Source organism: Streptomyces sediminimaris, assembly GCF_047049295.1.
GTDB lineage: Bacteria > Actinomycetota > Actinomycetes > Streptomycetales > Streptomycetaceae > Streptomyces > Streptomyces sediminimaris.
Genome location: NZ_JBJWOT010000001.1, coordinates 6,873,118 through 6,891,543, shown reverse-complemented (window position 1 = coordinate 6,891,543; position 18,426 = coordinate 6,873,118). Strand labels below are relative to the sequence as shown.

The window sequence follows — 18,426 nt, the reverse complement described above, 5'->3', positions numbered from 1 at the left end:
TCACTTCGCCGGCATCTGCTGCTGGGCCTTCTCGAGCTTCGCCTTCACCGAGTCGGTGGTGACCGCGCGCCCGGCGGCCGCGTCGGCGAACAGCTCCTTGACGGCCGTGCCGACCGCGGTCTCGAACTGCGACTCGTCGGCGACCTGCGGCAGCGCGGCGGCGCTCGTCGCGAGGGTCTGCTTCAGCACGGCGTTGGCGGGGGAGTTGAACGCGGCGTCCGACTGCGCGCCCTTGACCGGCGGGATGGAGCTGTAGGCCGTGTTGAGGATCTTCTGCTCGGCGTCACTGGTCATGAACTTCACGAACTTCGTCGCGCCGTCGAGGTTGTGGGTGTTCTTGAAGACGGCGAGGTTGATGCCCGCGACCATCGAGTTGACCTGGGTGCCGGTGCCCGGGGTGCCGGACTGCACGGGCACGGGCGCGATGCCGTAGGCGTCCTCGCTCATGCCCTGCGACTTGAGGTTGGCCGCCGCCGACTGCCACAGCAGCATGGCCTGCTTGCCCTTGGCGAAGTCGCTCACCGACTGGTTCTGCGCGTACTCGGCGTCGCCGGTCGGGATGACCTTGTCCTTGGCCATCAGGTCGACGTACTGCTCGACCGCGGCGACCACCTTGGGGTTGGTGAAGTCGGGTTTGCCGTCGGCGGTGAAGAAGTCGCCGCCGTGCTGCTTGGCGAAGACGAAGACGTGGTGGATGTTCTCCGAGACGTTGGCGCCCTCGGCGCCGAGCGGCGCCTTGCCCTTCGCCTTGATTTTCTTGCCGTCCGCGATCAGCTCGTCCCAGGTGGCGGGCGGCTTGCCGATGCCGGCGTCGGCGAAGATCGCCTTGTTGTAGTAGAGGGCGTAGGCCATCGAGTACAGCGGGACCGCGGCCGGGTCCTTGCCCTCGGCGCCCGTGGAGCCGAGGGCGGAGTCCACGAAGCGGTCCTTGCCGCCGATCTTGGCGAAGTTGTCGGCGTCCCAGGGCAGCAGGGCTCCGGTGGCCTGCAGCGAGGCGCTCCAGGTGTTGCCGATGTTCAGCACGTCGGGGCCCTGGCCGGAGGTGGTCGCGGTGAGGATCCGGTTGAGCAGGTCGGACCAGGGGACGACCTCCAGTTTGACCTTGATGCCCGTCTGCTTCTGGAACTTGTCGAGTTCGGGCTGCAGGACCTTCTTGTCCACGGCGATGCTCGCGCCCTGGTTGGAGGCCCAGTACGTGAGGGTCTTCGGTGAGTCGTTGGAGCCGCCCCCGCTGGACGACCCGCCTCCGCAGGCCGAGGCGGCAAGGGCGAGTGACATGGTGACGGCGCCTATGGCCGCGGCTCGGATGCTGCGCATGGCTCTGGGTGTCCCTTCAGGGATTGCACTCACGGCTTAATTTAGGACGTGAGTTAAACCTCAGGAGATGGCCCAGTCAAGAGGTACGGCAACCGTTGTGGAACTCCGGTCCCACCTCTTGACGGACTCCTTCGGATAGTTGAAGCATTCACCGGCGAGAGAGCGCTCCCAACGCCCTGCCCCGTTCACTTCATGAACAGGAGAGCCGCCCCATGCCCCTGCCTGACATAGGCCGCAGAACCGTCCTCGGCGCCGCAGCCGCCTCCGCGCCCGCGGTGCTGGGACTGTCCGCCCCGGCCTCGGCCGCCCCGCGGCCGAAGAAGCGGCACAAGAAGCCGTGCCACCTCCACGGCGGCGGCGACCTCGGCCCGAACGTCCTGGTCTTCGACCCGTCCACGCCCGGCATCCAGGCCAAGCTGGACGAGGTCTTCGCACAGCAGGAGTCGGCCCAGTTCGGCACCGGCCGCTACGCCCTGCTCTTCAAGCCGGGCTCCTACGGCGGCCTCAACGCCCAGCTCGGCTTCTACACCTCCATCGCGGGCCTCGGCCTCTCCCCCGACGACACGACCATCGACGGCGACGTCACGGTCGACGCGGGCTGGTTCAACGGCAACGCCACGCAGAACTTCTGGCGTTCGGCGGAGAACCTGGCCCTCGTCCCGGCGAACGGCACCAACCGGTGGGCGGTCGCCCAGGCGGCGCCGTTCCGCCGGATGCACGTCCGCGGCGGCCTCAACCTCTCGCCCACCGGCTACGGCTGGGCCAGCGGCGGCTACATCGCCGACAGCCGCGTCGACGGCCAGATCGGCCCGTACTCGCAGCAGCAGTGGTACACCCGCGACAGCGCGATCGGCAGCTGGCTCAACGGCGTGTGGAACATGGTGTTCTCGGGCGTCGAGGGCGCTCCCGCGCAGAGCTTCCCCAGCCCGCCGTACACCACCCTCGACACCACCCCGGTCTCCCGCGAGAAGCCCTTCCTCCACGTCGACGGCGGCGGCCGGTTCCGCGTCTTCCTGCCCGCGAAGCGGACGGACGCCCGGGGGGTGAGCTGGGGCAACGGCACGCCGAGGGGGACGTCGCTGCCGTTGTCGCGGTTCTACGTCGCCAGGCCGGGCGTGACCGCGGCGACCCTCAACCAGGCGCTCGCGCAAGGCCTGCACCTGCTGCTGACGCCGGGCATCTACCACCTCGACCGGGCCATCCGGGTGACCAGGCCCAACACGGTCGTCCTGGGCCTGGGGTACGCCACGCTGGTGCCCGACGACGGGGTCACGGCCCTGAAGGTCTCCGACGTCGGCGGCGTACGCCTGGCGGGTTTCTCATCGACGCCGGGCCGGTCAACTCCGCCACCCTGCTGGAGGTGGGCCCCGAGGGTGCCTCCAGGGACCACTCCGCCAACCCGACCACCGTCCAGGACGTGTTCGTCCGCATCGGCGGCGCGGGCGCCGGCAAGGCCACCACCAGCATGGTCATCAACAGCCGGCACACCATCGTCGACCACACCTGGGTGTGGCGCGCCGACCACGGAACGGGCGTCGGCTGGGAGACCAACCGGGCCGACTACGGCATCGTCGTCAACGGCGACGACGTGCTGTGCACCGGCCTGTTCGTCGAGCACTTCAACAAGTACGACGTGCAGTGGAACGGCGAGCGGGGCCGCACGATCTTCTTCCAGAACGAGAAGGCCTACGACGCCCCGAACCAGGCGGCGATCCAGAACGGCTCGGTGAAGGGCTACGCCGCCTACAAGGTCGGCGACTCGGTGACCTCGCACGAGGGCTGGGGGCTGGGCAGTTACTGCTACTACAACGTCGATCCGACGATCGTGCAGCACCACGGCTTCGCCGCGCCGGACACCCCCGGGGTGAGGTTCCACGACCTGCTGGTGGTCTCGCTGGGCGGCCAGGGCCAGTACGAGCACGTCATCAACGACACCGGCGCGCCGACGTCGGGCACGTCGACGACGCCGTCCACGGTGGTGTCCTACCCGTGAGCCGGAGGCGGCCCCGCCCGCACGGGCGCGGGGCCGCCCCGCACGAGTCGGCACGGGGCCGCCCCGCACGCGTCAGGACGGGGCCGCCGCGCCGGTGCCGGAACGGGACCGCCCCGCCGGTCGCCGTACCCCGCACCCGGCCTCGTGAACTTTCGGCGACCAGCCGGAACTTATCCACCGGTCCGTGAGTTTCCACGGTGCTGCAGATCTCTTACCACCACCGACAACATGGAGTTCGCATGGCCCTGTGGGACCGCATCAAGGAATCCGCGTCGACGATGCAGACCCAGCTCACGGCGAAGAAGAACGATCTGAAGAGCGGCGCCTTCCGCGACGCGAGCATGGCGATGTGCGCCCTGGTCGCCGCGGCGGACGGCACCATCGACCCGGCCGAGCGGCAGCGCGTGGCCCAGTTGATCGCCACCAACGAGGTCCTGCAGAACTTCCCCGCCGACGATCTGCGCCGCCGCTTCGAGGAGAACCTCGACAAGCTGACGGCCGACTTCGCCTTCGGCAAGGTCAGCGTGCTGCAGGAGGTCGCCAAGGCGAAGAAGAAGCCCGCCGAGGCCCGTGCCGTCATCCAGATCGGCATCGTCATCGGCGGCGCCGACGGCGACTTCGACAAGACCGAGCAGGCCGTCGTGCGGGAGGCGTGCTTCACCCTCGACCTGCCGCCCCACGAGTTCGATCTCTGATACCGAAGGCAGGGATCCCTGACCGGCCGGCCCCGACCGGGTCCGGCCGGGGCGCCCCGCGGAGGAATCCGGTGTTCCGGGGTTTAGGCCGCGAAGAAGCGGTCAGGCGCGGAGGGTGTCCTCACCTCAGACCACACCCGCAACCCAGGTAAGACAGTCCCCGAAGAGCACTGGTTCCCCTCGGGGCGGGCGGGATGAACGGCCGGCGCGGCGCGACGCCTACTTCGACAACGCGAAGTACCTGGCGATCGTGCTGGTGGCGATGGGGCACGCCTGGGAGCCGCTGCGGGACGGCAGCCGGACCGTCACCGCGCTCTACGACTTCGTCTACGCCTTCCACATGCCGGCGTTCATCGTGATCTCCGGCTACTTCTCCCGCAGCTTCGACGCGAGTCCGGCGAAGATCAAGCGCCTGGTGACAGGCGTCGTGGTGCCGTACGTCGTCTTCGAGACGGCGTACACCCTCTTCACCCGCTGGACCGACGGCGTCCCGGACCGGCCGATCACGCTGCTGGATCCGCTGTATCTGACGTGGTTCCTGATCGCGCTGTTCATCTGGCGGCTGACGACCCCGATCTGGAAGCGCGTACGCCATCCGCTGCCGGTGGCGCTCGTGATCGCGATGCTGGCGACCCTCTCGCCGTCCATCGGCAACGACCTCGACCTGCAGCGTGTGCTGCAGTTCCTGCCGTACTTCGTACTCGGCCTGTGCCTGCGTCCCGAGCACTTCCGGCGGCTGCGCACCCGGCGAGTGCGCGCGCTCGCCGTACCGGTGCTCGCCGTCGCGATCGCCGTGTCGTACTGGGCGGTCCCGCGCATGACGGGAGCGTGGTTCTTCCACCGCGACAGCGCCCAGGAGCTGGGCGCGCCGGCCTGGTACGGGCCCCTGGTGACGCTCGCCTGCTTCGGCTGCTCGACCCTCCTGGTCGCCTGCTTCCTGTCCTGGGTGCCCGGACGCCGCCTGTGGTTCACCGCGCTGGGCGCGGGCACCCTCTACGGCTACCTGCTGCACGGCTTCCTCGCCCAGGGCTCGAAGTTCTGGGGCTGGTACGACCCCGCCTGGGTGCACGGCCCGTTCGGCGAGATCACCGTGACGCTCGTCGCCGGCGCGGTGGTGACCGCCCTGTGCACGGCACCCGTCCGGCGGGCCTTCCGCTGCGTGGTCGAGCCGCGGATGGAGTGGGCGTTCCGGCGCGAGGGGCAGGAGCCGCAACCGTCCTGACGGCCGGCCGCTCCGGGCGGGACGGGACGCACGCGGGCAGACCGGTGAAACGCGAGAGACCCCTGATCATCAGGGGTCTCAGCTGTGTCCGAGGGGGGACTTGAACCCCCACGCCCGATAAAGGGCACTAGCACCTCAAGCTAGCGCGTCTGCCATTCCGCCACCCGGACGAGGTGTCCGCCGCCTTGACCGAAGGGTTCGCTCCGGCGACATGGACAACAATACCAAGGTTTCGGGGTGCCTTTCACCTGCGTATCCGGGCCCCGGGGACCCGGCTCCCGACCTGCCGGGGCGGCCGGGAGGCGGGGCGCCGGTGGTGACCGGATCATGACCTCTGGTCGTGCCACGGACCGGGGTGCGACGTGGTCGCCGGGTGGCGTCCCCGGGGCGTGGACACCGGGGACGCCACCCGGCCGTCGTCACGGCACGAGGTGGGAGTCCGGCCGTCGTCACGGCACAAGGTGGCGGTCCGGCCGTCGTCACGGCATCAGGTGGTAGTCCGGGAAGTTCCCGGGCAGCCGCTCCCCCGCCGGGCCCTGGGTGACGGCGCGGACGAGGAGTTCGCCGCCGACGAAGGCGCCCCGCCAGGACGCTCCGAAGCCGCCGAACAGCTCGTCCCGGTCGCCGCGGGAGCGGGGCTTGCCGTGTCCTGTCTTGAAGGCGCGGATCTGCGGGGCCAGCCGGTCGAAGGTGGCCCGGTCGTCGGTGGACAGGGTGGCCACGAGCGCGCCGTTGGAGGCGTTCATCGCGGCCAGCAGCTCCGCCTCCGTGTCCACCAGGACGATCGTGTCGACCGGGCCGAACGGCTCCGCGTGGTGCAGCGGCGACGACGGCGGCGGGTTGAGGAGGGTGACGGGCTGGACGTACGCCGAGGTGTCCTGGCCGGGCAGGAAGCGGGCCCCGGCCGCGTCGGCGCGGTGCAGCGGGACGGCGCCGCGCTCGATGGCCTCGGCGACCTGGTCGCGCAGTTCCTTGGCCTTGGCCGCGTTGATGACCGGCCCGAAGTCGAGTTGCGGATACGGGTCCCCGGGCCGCTCCACGGCGAGCGGGTGGCCGACCTTCAGGGTGCGCACCGCCGGGAGGTACGCCGCCAGGAAGTCGTCGAAGAGCTGCCGCTGGACGACGAAGCGCGGGTAGGCGGTGCAGCGCTGCTTGCCGTAGTCGAAGAGTTTGGGGATGACCGCGGCGAGCGCGTCCCAGTCGGAGTAGTTCCAGATTCCCCAGGTGTTGAGTCCCTCCTGTTCGAGCACGTGGCGCTTGCCGAGGTCGGTGACGGCCGTGGCCACCGCGGCGCCGGTGTCGCGGCCGCCGACGAAGGAGACGCAGCCGATCTCCGGCGCCCGCACCAGCGCCTGGGACAGCTCGCCCCCGCTGCCGCTGACGAGGGTGGCCGGGATGCCCTCGCGCGCGGCGAGCGCGCAGGCCAGGGTGAGGCACGCGGCGCCGCCGTCGGTCGGGGTCTTGGCGATCACCGCGTTGCCGGCCAGGGCCTGGACGAGCATGGCGTGCACGAGCACGCTCATCGGATAGTTCCAGCTCGCGATGTTGGACACCGGGCCCTCCAGCGGGGCCCGGCCGGCGAGCATGGGCTCGATGCCGTCGACGTACCAGCGCACGCCGTCGATCGCCCGGTCCACGTCCGCCCGCGCGAGCCGCCAGGGCTTGCCGATCTCCCAGACGAGCAGCAGGGCGAGGAGTTCGCGGTGTTGGGTGAGCGCGTCGAGGGTGGCCGCGACGCGGGCGCGGCGTTCCTGAAGGGGGACGTGCCGCCAGGCGCGGTGCTGGTCGAGCGACGCGCGGACGGCCTGGTGCGCGGTGTCGCGGTCCAGGCGGGGCGGGCCTGCGACAGGGCTGCCGTCGACGGGGCTGGTGGCGGGCAGGGCCCGGCCGCCGGCCTGCCAGCCGGCGCCCCAGAGGTTGAGGACGCGGTCGTCCTGGAACGCCTCGGGGGCCACGGCCAGGCAGCGCCGCCAGGCGTCGTCCCAGGACGTGCCGGACTTGAGGGTGAGGGTGGACGTGTCGGGGGTGAGGATCGATGCCATTCGGCTGCTCCGCTCTCGGTGCACAGTCGGGGGCGGGGGATGCGTGGCTCGTCGCGCGCACGGACTCGCACCGCCGTGCGCGGACGTCGAGATCGGCGCCGGCGTGCCGGCGCCGCGGGAGGTCGGTGACCTCCCGTCAACTATGGGTGACTCAGCGTCCTTCTTCGAGACGTGCGAGCACAAGTTTCGCCGTCTCGGTCGGTGTGCTGCCCACACCGACCCCGACCGCCTCCAGCGCCTCCTTCTTCGCCTGCGCGGTGCCGGAGGAACCGGACACGATCGCACCCGCGTGCCCCATCGTCCTGCCCTCGGGCGCGGTGAAGCCGGCGATGTAGCCGACCACGGGCTTGGTGACGTGCTCCTTGACGTACGCGGCCGCGCGTTCCTCCGCGTCGCCGCCGATCTCGCCGATGAGGACGATGAGTTCGGTGTCGGGGTCGTCCTGGAAGGCGGCCAGGCAGTCGATGTGGGTGGTGCCCACGACCGGGTCGCCGCCGATGCCGACACAGGTGGAGAAGCCGATGTCCCGTAGTTCGTACATGAGTTGGTAGGTGAGCGTGCCGGACTTGGAGACCAGGCCGATACGGCCGGGCTTGGCGATGTCGGACGGGATGATGCCCGCGTTGGACTGACCGGGAGTGATCAGGCCGGGGCAGTTGGGACCGATGATCCGCGTGCCCTTCGACTTCGCGTACGCGTGGAAGGTGACGGAGTCGTGGACGGGGATGCCCTCGGTGATGACGACCGCCAGGCCGATGCCGGCGTCGGCGGCCTCGGTCACGGCGGCCTTCGCGAAGGCGGGCGGGACGAAGACGACGGTGACGTCGGCGCCGGTGGCGTGGACGCCCTCGGCGACCGAGCCGAAGACGGGGACGGACATGGGGGTACCTCCCAGGCCGTTCAGGCACTGGGGGACGTCGAAGTCGACGCTGCGGCCGGCCTTGCGCGGGTTGACGCCGCCGACGACGTTCGTGCCGGCCGCGAGCATCCGCCGGGTGTGCTTCATGCCCTCGCCGCCGGTCATGCCCTGGACGAGAACCTTGCTCTCCTTGGTGAGATAGATGGCCATGTCGTCCCGTCTCCTCAGTTGGCGGTGGCGAGTTGGGCGGCCCGGGCCGCGGCGCCGTCCATGGTGGTGGCCTGCTGGAGCAGCGGGTGCGCGCGCTCGTCGAGGATGGCGCGGCCGCGGGCCGCGTTGTTCCCGTCGAGCCGGACGACCAGCGGCTTGGTCAGCCGCACGGCGTCCAGCGCCCGCACGATGCCGTCGGCAACCGCGTCGCACGCGGTGATCCCGCCGAAGACGTTGACGAAGACCGACTTCACGCCCGGGTCGGAGAGGATGACGGACAGGCCGTCGGCCATGATCTGGGCGGAGGCCCCGCCGCCGATGTCCAGGAAGTTGGCGGGGCGGGCGCCGCAGCCCGCGACCACGTCGAGGGTCGACATGACCAGGCCCGCGCCGTTGCCGATGACGCCGACCTCGCCGTCCAGCTTCACGTAGTTGAGGCCCTTGGCGGCGGCGGCCGCCTCCAGCCCGTCGTCGTGCTCCGCCTCGTCCGCGCCCCAGCGCGCCTGCCGGAAGCGGGCGTTGTCGTCCAGGGTGACCTTGCCGTCGAGGGCGACGATGCGGCCCTGCCCCGTCCGCACGAGCGGGTTGACCTCGACGAGCAGCGCGTCCTCCCGGACCAGGACCTGCCACAGCCGTACGAGCGTGTCGACGGTCTGCGGCGGCAGGCCCGCGGCCTCGGCGATCCCGGCCGCCTTCGCCGAGGTCACGCCCTCGGCCGGGTCGATCGGGACGCGAGCCACCGCCTCGGGCCGGGTGGCGGCGACCTCCTCGATCTCCATGCCGCCCTCGGCGGAGGCGATCGCCAGGAAGGTGCCGGCGGCGCGGTCGAGTACGTAGGAGACGTAGTACTCGGTCTCGATGTCCACGGGCTGGGCCAGCATGACCTTTCCGACCCGGTGGCCCTTGATGTCCATTCCCAGGATCTGCCGTGCGGTGAGCTCCGCGGCGGCCGGGTCGGCAGCCGGTTTCACACCTCCGGCCTTGCCTCGTCCGCCCGTCTTGACCTGGGCCTTCACCACCACTCGCCCACCGAGCCTGCGGGCGATCTCGCGTGCCTCCTTGGGCGAGTCGGTGACCTCGGCCCTCGGCACCACGATGCCGTGCTCCTCGAAGAGTTCTCTTGCCTGGTGTTCGTACAGGTCCATTTCGGCTCCTGTCTTAAAAGTGCCGCACGCCCCCTGGACACCACCCACCGGATGCGGGATAACAAGGTTCATACAGTATTCGTCGACTGTATGCAATGTACCGCGAGAGCAGTTCCACCCCCTACGAAGGGACAGGACTTCGCCATGCCCGACGACACCCAGGACGTGATTTCCGGCGGTCATCTGGTGGCCAAGGCCCTCAGGGCCGAGGGGGTCGACCGCATCTACACGTTGTGCGGCGGCCACATCATCGACATCTACGACGGCTGCGTCGACGAGGGCATCGAGGTCGTCGACGTCCGCCACGAGCAGGTCGCCGCGCACGCCGCCGACGGTTACGCCCGGCTCACCGGCAGGCCCGGCTGCGCGGTGGTCACCGCGGGTCCGGGGACGACGGACGCCGTCACCGGTGTCGCCAACGCCTTCCGCGCGGAGTCACCGATGCTGCTGATCGGCGGCCAGGGGGCCCTGACCCAGCACAAGATGGGCTCGCTGCAGGACCTGCCGCACGTCGACATGATGACGCCGATCACCAAGTTCGCGGCGACCGTGCCGGACACGGCGCGCGCCGCGGACATGGTGTCGATGGCGTTCCGCGAGTGCTACCACGGCGCCCCCGGCCCCTCCTTCCTGGAGATCCCGCGCGACGTGCTGGACGCCAGGGTGCCGGTGGAGAAGGCGCGCGTGCCGAAGGCCGGCGGCTACCGTGCCTCCACCCGCTCGGCCGGCGACCCCGAGGCCGTCGAGAAGCTCGCCGACCTGCTGGTGCACGCCGAGAAGCCGGCCATCCTGCTCGGCAGCCAGGTCTGGACGACCCGCGGCACCGAGGCGGCGACCGAACTCGTGCGCAGCCTCAACATCCCGGCGTACATGAACGGCGCCGGCCGCGGCACCCTCCCGCCCGGCGACCCGCACCACTTCCAGCTGTCGCGCCGCTACGCCTTCTCGAACGCCGACGTCATCGTCATCGTCGGCACGCCCTTCGACTTCCGCATGGGCTACGGCAAGCGGCTCTCCCCGGACGCGACCGTCGTGCAGATCGACCTCGACTACCGCACCGTCGGCAAGAACCGCGACATCGACCTCGGCATCGTCGGCGACGCGGGACTCGTGCTGAAGTCGGTCACCGAGGCGGCCTCCGGACGTGTCAACGGCGGGGCCGCGAAGCGCAAGGAGTGGCTCGACGAGCTGCGCGCGGCCGAGCAGACCGCGATCGAGAAGCGGCTGCCCAGCCTGAGGTCGGACGCCTCACCGATCCACCCCTACCGGCTGGTCAGCGAGATCAACGACTTCCTCACCGAGGACTCGATCTACATCGGCGACGGCGGCGACATCGTCACCTTCTCCGGGCAGGTCGTGCAGCCCAAGTCCCCCGGGCACTGGATGGACCCGGGCCCGCTCGGCACCCTCGGCGTCGGCGTGCCCTTCGTGCTCGCGGCCAAGCAGGCGCGGCCCGACAAGGAGGTGGTGGCCCTCTTCGGCGACGGCGCCTTCTCGCTCACCGGCTGGGACTTCGAGACCCTGGTCCGCTACGACCTCCCCTTCGTCGGCATCGTCGGCAACAACTCCTCCATGAACCAGATCCGTTACGGCCAGAAGGCCAAGTACGGCCAGGAGCGCGAGCGGGTCGGCAACACCCTCGGCGACGTCCACTACGACAAGTTCGCGCAGATGCTGGGCGGCTACGGCGAGGAGGTCCGCGACCCCGCCGACATCGGCCCCGCGCTGCGGCGCGCCCGCGAGTCGGGCAAGCCGTCGCTGATCAACGTCTGGGTCGACCCGGACGCGTACGCCCCCGGAACCATGAACCAGACCATGTACAAGTGAGGTGACCTGGTGACCACGGAGATCATTCCGACCGCGCAGCAGACCAAGGCGCTCGCCGGCATCCGCGTCCTCGACATGACCCACGTCCAGTCCGGGCCCTCCGCGACCCAGTTGCTGGCCTGGCTCGGCGCGGACGTGATCAAGCTGGAGGCGCCGACCGGAGACATCACGCGGGGGCAGTTGCGCGATCTGCCGGACGTCGACTCCCTCTACTTCACGATGCTCAACTGCAACAAGCGCAGCATCACCCTCAACACCAAGTCCGAGCGCGGCAAGGAGATCCTCACCGAGCTCATCCGGCGCTCCGACGTCATGGTCGAGAACTTCGGGCCGGGCGCGATCGACCGCATGGGCTTCACCTGGGACCGCATCCAGGAGATCAACCCGCGGATCGTCTACGCCTCCATCAAGGGCTTCGGCGAGGGCCCGTACACCAACTTCAAGGCGTACGAGGTGGTCGCGCAGGCCATGGGCGGGTCGATGTCGACCACCGGTTTCGAGGACGGGCCGCCGATGGCGACCGGGGCCCAGATCGGGGACTCGGGCACGGGCGTCCACGTGGTGGCGGGGATCCTCGCGGCGCTGTTCCAGCGCGAGCACACCGGGCGCGGCCAGCGGGTGAACGTCGCCATGCAGCACGCCGTGCTCAACCTCTGCCGGGTGAAGCTGCGCGATCAGCAGCGCCTGAGCCACGGCCCGCTCGCCGAATACCCCAACGAGGACTTCGGCACCGAGGTGCCCAGGTCGGGGAACGCCTCCGGCGGCGGCCAGCCGGGCTGGGCGGTCAAGTGCGCGCCCGGCGGGCCGAACGACTACGTGTACGTCATCGTCCAGCCCGTCGGCTGGAAGCCCATCAGCGAGCTGATCGGCCGGCCGGAGCTGGCGGACGACCCCGAGTGGGCGACGCCGCAGGCCCGCCTGCCCAAGCTCAACAAGATGTTCCAGCTGATCGAGGAGTGGTCCTCGACGCTGCCCAAGTGGGAGGTGCTGGAGCGGCTGAACGCCCACAACATCCCGTGCGGGCCGATCCTGTCCACCAAGGAGATCATCGAGGACCGGTCGCTGGTCGCCAACGAGATGGTCGTCACCGTGCCGCACCCCGAGCGCGGCGAGTTCACCACGGTCGGCAGCCCGCTGAAGCTGTCCGACTCCCCCGTCGAGGTGACCAGTTCACCGCTGCTCGGCGAGCACAACGAAGAGGTCTACGTCGGCGAGCTCGGCCTCGGCGACGAGGAGCTGCGCCTGCTCAAGTCGAACGGAGTGATCTGACGTGATGGCGGAAGACCGGGAGCTGAGGGTGCGCTCGCTCCTCGACGCCGTGCGGGCCGAGGGGCGGACCGCGCTGACCGCGCCGGAGGGCAAGGTGATCGCCGACGCGTACGGCATCGCGGTACCGGGCGAGGAGCTGGCCACCGACGTCGACGAGGCCGTCTCGTACGCGGCGCGCTTCGGCGGCCCGGTCGTGATGAAGATCGTCTCGCCGGACATCCTGCACAAGACCGACGCCGGCGGTGTGATCGTCGGCGTCGAGGGCGCCGCGGCGGTACGGGCGGCCTTCCACAAGATCGTGGAGAACGCGCGGGCGTACGACGCCCGGGCGCGCATCGAGGGCGTACAGGTCCAGGAGCTGCTGCCGCAGGGGCAGGAGGTCATCGTCGGCGCGGTGACCGACCCGACCTTCGGGAAGGTCGTCGCCTTCGGGCTCGGCGGGGTGCTCGTCGAGGTCCTGGGGGACGTCACGTTCCGGCTCGCGCCCGTGAGCCCGGACGAGGCGATGTCGATGCTGGACTCGATCCGCTCGGCGGAGATCCTGCACGGGGTGCGCGGCGCCGCGGCCGTGGACCGGTGGGCGATCGCCGAGCAGATCCGCCGGGTCTCGCAACTGGTGGCGGACTTCCCGGAGATCGCCGAGGTCGACCTCAACCCGGTGATCGCGACCCCGGAGGGCGCCGTCGCCGCCGACATCCGCGTGATCCTCGCCGGGAAGCAGCCGCCCCCGCGCAGGACGTACACGCGCGAGGAGATCCTCACCTCGATGCGCCGCCTGATGCAGCCCTCCTCGGTCGCCGTGATCGGCGCCTCCAACGAACAGGGCAAGATCGGCAATTCGGTGATGCGCAACCTCATCGACGGCGGCTTCCCCGGGGAGATCCATCCGGTGAACCCCAAGGCCGATGACATTCTGGGCCGCAAGGCGTACAAGAGTGTCACGGACGTTCCCGGTGAGGTGGATGTGGCCGTGTTCGCCATCCCCGCCAAGTTCGTGGCCCCGGCCCTGGAGGAGGTGGGACGCAAGAACATCCCCAACGCCGTGCTGATCCCCTCCGGTTTCGCGGAGACCGGCGAGCACGAACTCCAGGCGGAGATCGTGGCGATCGCCGAGCGGTACGGCGTCCGCCTCCTCGGCCCGAACATCTACGGCTACTACTCCACGTGGCAGGATCTGTGCGCCACGTTCTGCACGCCGTACGACGTCAGGGGCGGCGTGGCGCTGACCTCCCAGTCCGGCGGCATCGGCATGGCCATCCTGGGCTTCGCCCGCACCACCAGGACGGGTGTGTCGGCGATCGTGGGCCTCGGCAACAAGTCGGACCTGGACGAGGACGACCTGCTGACCTGGTTCGGCGAGGACCCGCACACCGAGTGCATCGCGATGCACCTGGAGGACCTCAAGGACGGGCGGGCCTTCGTCGAGGCCGCGCGCGCGACCGTGCCGAAGAAGCCGGTCGTGGTGCTGAAGGCGGGCCGTACGGCGGCGGGCGCGAAGGCCGCCGGCTCGCACACCGGGGCGCTCGCGGGCGACGACGCCGTCTACGACGACATCCTGAAGCAGGCCGGGGTGATCCGGGCGCCGGGGCTGAACGAGATGCTGGAGTACGCGCGCGCGTTGCCGGTGCTCCCCACGCCCCGCGGCGACAACGTCGTGATCATCACGGGGGCCGGCGGCAGCGGCGTACTGCTGTCCGACGCGGTGACCGACAACGGCCTGTCCCTGATGGAGATACCGCCGGACCTGGACGCGGCCTTCAGGAAGTTCATCCCGCCCTTCGGGGCCGCGGGCAACCCGGTCGACATCACCGGGGGCGAGCCGCCGTCGACGTACGAGGCGACGATCCGGCTGGGCCTTCAGGACCCGCGCATCCACGCCCTGGTCCTCGGCTACTGGCACACCATCGTCACTCCCCCGATGGTCTTCGCGGAGCTCACCGCGCGCGTGGTGGCCGAGTTCCGCGAGCGCGGCGTCGCGAAGCCCGTGGTGGCCTCGCTCGCGGGCGACGTCGAGGTCGAGGAGGCCTGCCAGTACCTCTACGAGCGCGGGGTGGTGGCCTACCCGTACACGACCGAGAAGCCGGTGGCCGTGCTCGGCGCGAAGTACCGGTGGGCACGTGCGGCGGGGCTGTTGGGGGGCGGTTCATGAGGTGAGCGAGACGCGGGGCCGGCCGGCAGTGCGGCCGGCCGGCCCCCGGGACCCGTGCGCACGCGAAACGCATTGGACAGGGGGCGCTGGCCAGAGCTTTCGACGCAAGGGGCACTGAGCAGATGACAACCACCCACTACCCGTCCGTCCCCTGTAGGGAGGTGACGGACCGCAAAGGCCGCGTGTACCGGATCGGCGAATCGGATGTCGATCTGATGGGCCGGACACGCACGTCGATGGTCATCCTGCCCTGGCTGGGCATGATGGGCATCACCTCCGCCGAACTCGCAGTCGCGTCGGCGGGGGGCACACTCCACCAGGCGCACACGTGGAGCGGCGGGCACATGTTCCGGCTGCTGGGCGTCTGGGTGTTCTTCCAGGCGGCCGCGGCCCACCGCGCCGGACTCCTGCGGGAGAACGGCGGACTCCGGGCCCGTACGGCCATGTCCCTCGGCGCGGCCGGCGCGCTGCTGGGCTTCGTGTCGCTGGCGCTCGTGCCGGACCCGGCGGTCTCCGAGGCCGGTTTCGGCGTCCTGGGCGGCATCGGCGCGGGTCTGGTCCAGGCGACCTGCCTGAACGCGACCGCCAAGTGGTATCCGGAGCGCAAGGGCCTCGGGACGGGCATCGTCGGCGGGGCTCCGGCCTTCGGGGCCGTGGCCTTCGTCCTGCTGCCGGCCGCGGGCCCCTACCGGTCCGGGTACGCGGTCGCGGGCATCGGGCTGTGCCTGATGGTCGCCGCGGTGGGCCGGTTCCTCCAGGACCCGCCGAAGGACTGGTGGCCGGCCCATGTGGATCCGCTCCGGCTCACCGGCGGCCCGAGGACCCGTCGGGCCCTGCGGAAGAACCCGCCGGCGGTCAGGCAGTACAGCGTGCGGGAGGCCGCCCGCACACCCGTCCTGTGGATGATGTGGCTCTGCCTGCTGTGCACGGCCGGCGTCGCCGTCCACGCCATCGCCGTCCTGGTGCCGTTCGGCGACGGTCCGGGCTTCGCAGGCGGGTCCGTGGCCACGGCGACGGCCCTGACGGTCCTCGGGTACGGCACCGGGAGCGTCGCCGCCGGCGGGGTCTCCGACGTCTGGGGGCGCCGCAACACGCTCGTCACCGTCTGCGTCGTCCTCGGCACGGCCCAGTTCGGCCTGCTGCTCTCCGGCCGGGCGGGCGGCACGGCGCTCCTCCTGGTCTGCTGCGTCGTCTCCGGTCTCGGCGGCGGGGCGGTCCTCCCGCTGTTCGCGGCGATGACGGCGGACCACTTCGGTGAGAACAACAACGCCGCCGTCCACGGCCTGCTCCACGGCTCGGCGCTGGTCGCCGGGCTCGCCGCCGCGGGCGCAGCCGCGCTCGCCGTCGGCTCGTGGGCCTCCCACGGCGCTTTCGTCCTGGCCGGCTCCGTCGGCCTGGCCTCCGCAGTACCGGCCCTCTTCCTGAAATCCCCGGGCAGGCCCAACGCCCGGCGCATCGTCCCCAACCCGCACCCGCTCGGCGAGGAGATGTCCCTGACATGACCGCGGACCCGATGGCAACAGGCAGTTCGTCGGCAGAATCCGGCGCCGCACACCGTCCCTACCGAGAAGTCACAGACTCCCACGGCCGTGTCTACCGCGTCGGCGAGACCGACAAGGACATCCTCGGCCACTCCCGCAAGCTGATGGTGTACCTGCCGTGGATCGCCATGATGGCGATCAGCGTCTCCGAGTACGCCTACGGCTCCGCGGAGGACACCCTGTCCTCGGCGCACGGCTGGACGCAGAGCAACACCTTCTGGATCCTCAGCGTCTGGGTGTTCTTCCAGGCGGGCATCGCCTTCCCGGCCGGCTGGCTGCGCGAGCGCGGCATCCTCACCGCACGCCGGGCCATGTTCACCGGCGCGGCGATGTGCCTGCTCGGCTTCCTGGCCCTGTCGCACCTCGACAGCGTGCTGCTGGCCATCGTCGGCTTCGGCGTCGTCGGCGGGCTGGGTTCGGGACTGATCTACGCCACCTCCATCAACATGGTCGGCAAGTGGTTCCCCGAACGGCGCGGCGCCAAGACCGGCTTCGTCAACGGCGGCTTCGCCTACGGCTCGCTGCCGTTCATCTTCATCTTCAACTACGCCTTCGACACCGGGAACTACAACGAGGTGCTCGACCTGATCGGCGTCTACGTGCTGATCGTCGTGGCCGTCTGCGCCTTCTTCTTCAAGGACCCGCCGAAGAACTGGTGGCCCGCGGACATCGACCCGCTGTCCTACTCCGGCAACAGCAAGAGCGCGGCCAGCCTGGCCAAGAACCCGCCGGCCGTACGGCAGTTCACGCCGAAGGAGGCCATCAGGACCGGCATGCTGCCGCTGATGTGGATCACCATGGTGGCGAGCGCCGGCGTGTCGATCTTCGGCATCTCCTTCCAGGTCGACTTCGCCAAGGAGGCCGGCTTCGGGCCGCTGGTCGCCGCCTCCTCGATGGGCGTCATGGCCGTCATCAACGGTGTGGGGCGTGCCGTCATCGGCTGGCTGTCGGACCTGTGGGGGCGCAAGACGTCGCTGGTGTTCGTCATCGTGGTCCTCGGCCTCGCCCAGTTCGGTGTCATCTGGGCCGGTGACATCAAGAACGAGTGGCTGTTCCTGTTCTTCGCCTTCCTCTCCGGCTTCGGCGGCGGCGCCTTCTACCCGATGTTCGCCGCCCTCACCCCGGACTACTTCGGCGAGAACTACAACGCCACCAACTACGGGCTCGTCTACAGCGGCAAGCTGGTCAGCGGCCTGTTCGGCGGCGGCCTCGGCTCCATGGTGGTCGCGGCCTGGGGCTACAACGGGGCGTACGCCCTGGCCGGCGGCGTCTCGATGGTCGCCGCGGCGATCGCGCTGATGCTGCGCCAGCCCGGGCGCGACGGCCGGGACGCGGTGACCGCGCGGCCGCAGCCCGCGAGCTGACGGCACGCGCGGGTGCGCAGGCCCTCCCCGGACGCGGGAAGGGCCTGCGCCCCGCGCACGTCTGCGCCGGTCCGCCCGCCACGGCCACACGGCGGGCGGCCGGCGGCCGGCTACGACGCCGCCCGCTCGTGGTACGACCGCCGGGTGTGCTCCGTGTGCTCGCGCATCAGCCGGGTGGCGCGCTGCTCGTCCCGCTCCACGATCGCGGCGATCAGCGCGCGGTGCTCGATCCAGGACTGGCTGCCGCGCTGCCGGGCGATCGGCGTGTAGTACCAGCGCACCCGGCGGTCCACCTGGGCCGCCAGCTCCGAGAGCACGGCGTTTCCGGCCAGTTCCATGATCTTGGCGTGGAAGCGGGCGTTCGTGCCGACGGCCGCGTCCACGTCGTCGGCGGCGACGGCCTGCTCGCCCTCCGCGCACAGGTCCTCCAGGGCCTTGATGCCCGCGGCGTTCGCGTTGGCCGCGGCGAGCCGGGCCGCCTCCGCCTCCAGCAGCGTACGGACGGTGAGGAGCTGGTCGGCCTCCTCCTGCGTGGGCTCGTGCACGAACGCGCCCTGGGCGGGCCGCAGGTCGACCCAGCCCTCGGTGTTCAGCCGCTGCAGCGCCTCCCGCACCGGCTGCCGGGAGACGCCGAGGTGGCCCGCGAGTTCGCTCTCGACGAGGTGCTGGCCGGGCTGCAGGGCGCGCGTGGTGATGAGTTCCAGCAGCGCCTCGTAGACGCGGTCGCGCAGCGGGCCGGGCCGTTCGAGCTTGGGTACCGCGCCCTGCGGCAGTCCTGTCGACAACATCGGTC

The 18,426-nt window shown here is 70.7% G+C and carries 12 protein-coding genes, 1 tRNA gene and 1 pseudogene; 8 read left to right on the top strand and 6 right to left on the bottom strand.

What is annotated here, in order from left to right; genetic code table 11:
• Complete coding sequence (locus ACJ9NR_RS31555; RefSeq protein ID WP_412491315.1) at positions 1-1,317, bottom strand: ABC transporter substrate-binding protein; 1,317 nt, start codon at positions 1,315-1,317, stop codon at positions 1-3.
• 212 nt (positions 1,318-1,529) lie between these two features.
• Between ACJ9NR_RS31555 and ACJ9NR_RS31550 the strand changes: the two are divergent.
• The 3 genes and pseudogenes from ACJ9NR_RS31550 (at position 1,530) to ACJ9NR_RS31540 (ending at position 5,227) form a co-directional block, all read left to right on the top strand.
• Positions 1,530-3,310, top strand: a pseudogene (locus ACJ9NR_RS31550) (pectate lyase-like domain-containing protein).
• A 239-nt stretch (positions 3,311-3,549) separates the two neighbouring features.
• A complete protein-coding gene (locus ACJ9NR_RS31545) occupies positions 3,550-4,005 on the top strand; it encodes a tellurite resistance TerB family protein (protein WP_412491316.1) in 456 nt (151 codons plus the stop codon).
• Positions 4,006-4,120: 115 nt separating this feature from the next.
• Entirely contained in the window at positions 4,121-5,227 is a 1,107-nt protein-coding gene (locus ACJ9NR_RS31540) for an acyltransferase family protein (RefSeq protein ID WP_412491317.1), read from the top strand.
• 85 nt (positions 5,228-5,312) lie between these two features.
• Here ACJ9NR_RS31540 and ACJ9NR_RS31535 read toward each other — a convergent pair.
• The 4 genes from ACJ9NR_RS31535 to sucC all read right to left on the bottom strand — a co-directional run bounded on the left by ACJ9NR_RS31535 (position 5,313) and on the right by sucC (position 9,483).
• Positions 5,313-5,397 (bottom strand) — tRNA-Leu (locus ACJ9NR_RS31535).
• Between the two features lie 309 nt (positions 5,398-5,706).
• Positions 5,707-7,269: an aldehyde dehydrogenase family protein gene (locus ACJ9NR_RS31530; RefSeq protein ID WP_412491318.1), complete on the bottom strand. Its 1,563-nt coding sequence runs from the start codon at positions 7,267-7,269 to the stop codon at positions 5,707-5,709.
• 151 nt (positions 7,270-7,420) lie between these two features.
• The gene (gene sucD, locus ACJ9NR_RS31525; protein WP_412491319.1) at positions 7,421-8,338 is read right to left on the bottom strand and encodes a succinate--CoA ligase subunit alpha; all 918 of its coding nucleotides are present in this window, start codon (positions 8,336-8,338) and stop codon (positions 7,421-7,423) included.
• A gap of 14 nt (positions 8,339-8,352) precedes the next feature.
• On the bottom strand, positions 8,353-9,483 hold the full coding sequence (gene sucC, locus ACJ9NR_RS31520; RefSeq protein ID WP_412491320.1) for an ADP-forming succinate--CoA ligase subunit beta: 1,131 nt from the start codon (positions 9,481-9,483) through the stop codon (positions 8,353-8,355).
• 144 nt (positions 9,484-9,627) lie between these two features.
• Here sucC and ACJ9NR_RS31515 point away from each other — a divergent pair, with 144 nt between their 5' ends.
• The 5 genes from ACJ9NR_RS31515 (at position 9,628) to ACJ9NR_RS31495 (ending at position 17,633) form a co-directional block, all read left to right on the top strand.
• Positions 9,628-11,310, top strand: coding sequence for a thiamine pyrophosphate-binding protein (locus tag ACJ9NR_RS31515; RefSeq protein WP_412491321.1), 1,683 nt, complete (start codon positions 9,628-9,630; stop codon positions 11,308-11,310).
• A gap of 24 nt (positions 11,311-11,334) precedes the next feature.
• Entirely contained in the window at positions 11,335-12,579 is a 1,245-nt protein-coding gene (frc, locus tag ACJ9NR_RS31510) for a formyl-CoA transferase (protein ID WP_412491868.1), read from the top strand.
• A 4-nt stretch (positions 12,580-12,583) separates the two neighbouring features.
• Positions 12,584-14,728 carry an acetate--CoA ligase family protein gene (locus tag ACJ9NR_RS31505; RefSeq protein WP_412491869.1) on the top strand — a complete coding sequence of 715 codons (2,145 nt, stop codon included), beginning with the start codon at positions 12,584-12,586 and terminating at the stop codon, positions 14,726-14,728.
• Between the two features lie 122 nt (positions 14,729-14,850).
• Complete coding sequence (locus ACJ9NR_RS31500) at positions 14,851-16,230, top strand: MFS transporter (protein ID WP_412491322.1); 1,380 nt, start codon at positions 14,851-14,853, stop codon at positions 16,228-16,230.
• Positions 16,227-17,633: an OFA family MFS transporter gene (locus ACJ9NR_RS31495; protein ID WP_412491323.1), complete on the top strand. Its 1,407-nt coding sequence runs from the start codon at positions 16,227-16,229 to the stop codon at positions 17,631-17,633. Before ACJ9NR_RS31500 ends, ACJ9NR_RS31495 begins: the two co-directional genes overlap by 4 nt.
• A gap of 110 nt (positions 17,634-17,743) precedes the next feature.
• On the opposite strand, the gene ACJ9NR_RS31490 is transcribed toward ACJ9NR_RS31495, so the two are convergent.
• Complete coding sequence (locus tag ACJ9NR_RS31490) at positions 17,744-18,421, bottom strand: GntR family transcriptional regulator (protein WP_412491324.1); 678 nt, start codon at positions 18,419-18,421, stop codon at positions 17,744-17,746.
• Positions 18,422-18,426 lie beyond the last annotated feature (5 nt).